This is a genomic window from Skermanella sp. (genome assembly GCF_059503625.1).
Window position 1 is genome coordinate 1 of record NZ_JCACHA010000295.1, and the last position, 2,959, is coordinate 2,959.

Annotated in this window: 3 protein-coding genes and 1 pseudogene; all 4 read right to left on the reverse strand. The window is 67.9% G+C overall.

What is annotated here, in order from left to right:
- Positions 1 to 330, reverse strand: a pseudogene (locus tag AC5JJ6_RS06795) (peptidoglycan -binding protein); the annotation flags it as partial.
- A gap of 29 nt (positions 331 to 359) precedes the next feature.
- Complete coding sequence (locus AC5JJ6_RS06800; protein ID WP_496041307.1) at positions 360 to 1,502, reverse strand: flagellar motor protein MotA; 1,143 nt, start codon at positions 1,500 to 1,502, stop codon at positions 360 to 362.
- Positions 1,503 to 1,558: 56 nt separating this feature from the next.
- A complete protein-coding gene (locus AC5JJ6_RS06805) occupies positions 1,559 to 2,398 on the reverse strand; it encodes an OmpA family protein (protein ID WP_496041308.1) in 840 nt (279 codons plus the stop codon).
- A 196-nt stretch (positions 2,399 to 2,594) separates the two neighbouring features.
- Positions 2,595 to 2,959, reverse strand: a 365-nt coding sequence (locus AC5JJ6_RS06810) for an inositol monophosphatase family protein (RefSeq protein WP_496041309.1), incomplete at its 5' end; no start/stop codon positions are given.

Here is a 2,959-nt window from a genome sequence, read left to right on the forward strand (position 1 = left end):
CTGCGCTTCGGCAAGGCTGGCGGTAAGCTGCTCCCGGTTGGCGGTGGAGCTTTGCAGTTCGGCGGAAAGCTGGGCGATGTTGACGCGCAGGTCGGCATTCGCTTCCCGTTCCATCGCCAGCAGGTCGCTCAGTTCCGTCAGCTGGCGGTTCAGCCGCGTCAAGGCCTGATCGCGGCTGGACAGCGTGTTCGACATGTAGAACTGCGCGATGATGAAGACCATCAGCACGAAGATCACGACCATGACCAGCGACGACAGGGCATCCACCCAGCCCGGCCAGATATTGATCGCGTGTTCCCTGCTGCGCCGCCCGCGGCTGCTGCCTGCCATGACCGGCTATCCGATCCCGATCCGCCGCGTCACCGCTCGCTGTCCTCGGCAAGGGCGGCGATGGTGCGGGCCAGCAGCTTGATTTCGCTGCGGATTTCCTGCACGGACTGGACGCGGCCGGTGGCCACTTCCTCCAGCAGGCGGGCGGTATAGACGTCCATGTTGCGGATGTGCTGGCGCGTCGCGTCGTCGATGCCGAGTTGCTGGCCGGAAATCGCGTCGGACAGCCGGCCCAGGATCGGCTTCAGCTCCATCTGGCTTTCGGCCAGCCGCAGCATCAGGTTCTGCTCCGTCCGCATCTGGTCGGTCAGGGTGCTCAACTTTTCCGTCAGCGCCAGAAGGTTCTGGTTGGCGGAGCGGCGGCCGTCCTCCGACTGCGCCACGGTGCGCTGAAGGTTGTCCAGGTTCTCGGCGGTCTGTTCCAGCAGGGCCTGGAGATAGGCGGGGACCGACTGCTCGCTCTCCCCGAAGCCGGCCCCGCTCGACAGGCGGGTGGCGCCCGACAGCCAGTCTTCCAGATCGGTGTAGAAGCGGTTCTGCGCCTGGCTGGCCTGAAGTTCCAGGAAGCCCAGCACGAGCGAGCCGGCCAGACCGAACAGCGACGAGCTGAAGGCCGTGCCCATGCCGGTCAGCGGCGCCTGCAAGCCCTGCTGGAGGTTGCCGAACATCATGCCGACATCGCCGCCCTCGACCGACAGGCTGCCGATCACGTCGCCGACCGCGCTGACCGTTCCCAGCAGACCCCAAAAGGTGCCGAGCAGGCCCAGAAAGATCAGCAGCCCGATCAGATAGCGGGAAATCTCCCGCGTTTCGTCCAGCCTTGCGTCGATACCATCCAGCAGGGAGCGCATCGACAGCGCCGACAGGCTCAGCTTGCCCTTGCGCTCGCCCAGCATGCGGGCCATCGGCGCCAGCAAGACCGGCTCCTGCACCGCGTCGCTGGCCGGGCGGTTGGTCTGGAAGCTTTCCAGCCACGCCACTTCCGGCTTCAGGATCAGCACTTGCCGGAAGATGTAGCCGATGCCCAGCAGCAGCACCGCGATGATCAGGCTGTTGAGGCCGGGATTCGCCATGAAGGCCCGTTCCAGCGCCGGGAACAGCAGCAGAATGACGCCGGCGACGACGGCGACGAACAGGATCATGCGGGTCAGGTAGCGCTGCGGCCGGGACATGGGCACCATGCTCTCGCGGATCTGGGTCGTTGATGAAGGGTGAGCCGAGTGTGCCACTATTTTACCAGCAACAGATCAACGCGGTCTGAAGGGCCGTCCGATGCGGTCGGTCCCAGGGCTCTGACATCGATTCGGGTGCGTCGTATCCCCTGGTCGATCAGATATGAACGGACGGCAAGCGCCCGTTCCAGCGAAAGACGCCGCGACTCGCGGTTGGTTTCCGGTGTTCCGCTGGCATAACCCAGTATCTCAAGGCGGGTGATCTCGTCCTCCCGCAGGCGGGCGGCGATGCCGTTCAGCAGGCTGGTGTCGGCGGGCGACAGTGTCTGCGCCATGTCGTCGGGATAAACGACGCGGAACTCGGTTCCGGAGGGCAGGGCGCCGGAAGCGGACGGCGGCGCTGCCGGACCTCCTTGACGCGGCGGCACCGCCGGCTGGGGACGTTCGCCCGGCAGCGACGGAACGGCGGCGATCACCGGCGGCATGCCCGGAGGGGCCGGCGGCACGACCGGCGTGCCGAGCTGGACGCCTTCGGGCGGCGGGACGTTGGGGCGGTCGGCGGGTGGTTCCGGTGCCGGGCCGGTGGAGAGATCGGGAGTGACGCCGGGGTCGAGCCCGGGCGGCGGCGGGATCGGCCTGCCGCCAGGACCGATGGGGCGCGCGATGAGGCCCGGATCGGATGGGACGTTCAGCGGGCGGTTCGGATCGGCGTTCTGGCCCGCCGGACCCGCCGGTGCCCGGGCTTGGGCCGCTGGGGGAACCGGCGGCTTCCGCGCGGGAAGCGCTGGAGAGACCCCACGCGCCGGTAGGTCGGCGCGGGACGCCGGCCGTTCCTGGCCGGATGGCTCGGCGACGGCGGGAGCCTCCTGCGCGAAGGCGGGCTTGGCGAGGGTCACCTGTCCGGTTGCGGCTGCGGTCCCTAACGCGCAACCGAACGTTAACCGCAGCACGGAGGACGAAACGCGGCGATTCATGTGCCCCCGAACTTTAAACCTCTGACATATCTCGATAACCCGGCGGCAGCCGGGCCTCGGAGCGCACGATATCCCAACGGGGCAGGGCCGACAACCCGCCATCGGCTACACGTGACGGTCAGCCTTCCGCCTTCGGCTTGCGGTTTGCGGACGCGTCGCGCAGCACCTTGCCGAGCAGAAGATGCAGGTGCGAATTGGCCGCCAGGACACTTTCGCCGGCATAGGGATTGCGCCCGCCGCCGATCTCGCTGGCGAAACCGCCGGCTTCCGTCACCATCAGCAGGCCCGCGGCGACGTCCCACGGCTGGACGTGGCTTTCCCAATAGCCGTCGAAGCGGCCGGCTGCGACATAGGCCAGATCGAGCGCCGCCGAGCCGAAGCGCCGGACCCCGGCGGTTTCCGCCATCACGGCCTGAAGCTGGGGCAGGTAGTCGGCATGGTTGCCGCGTCCCTTGAAGGGCAGGCCGGTGGCGATCACCGACT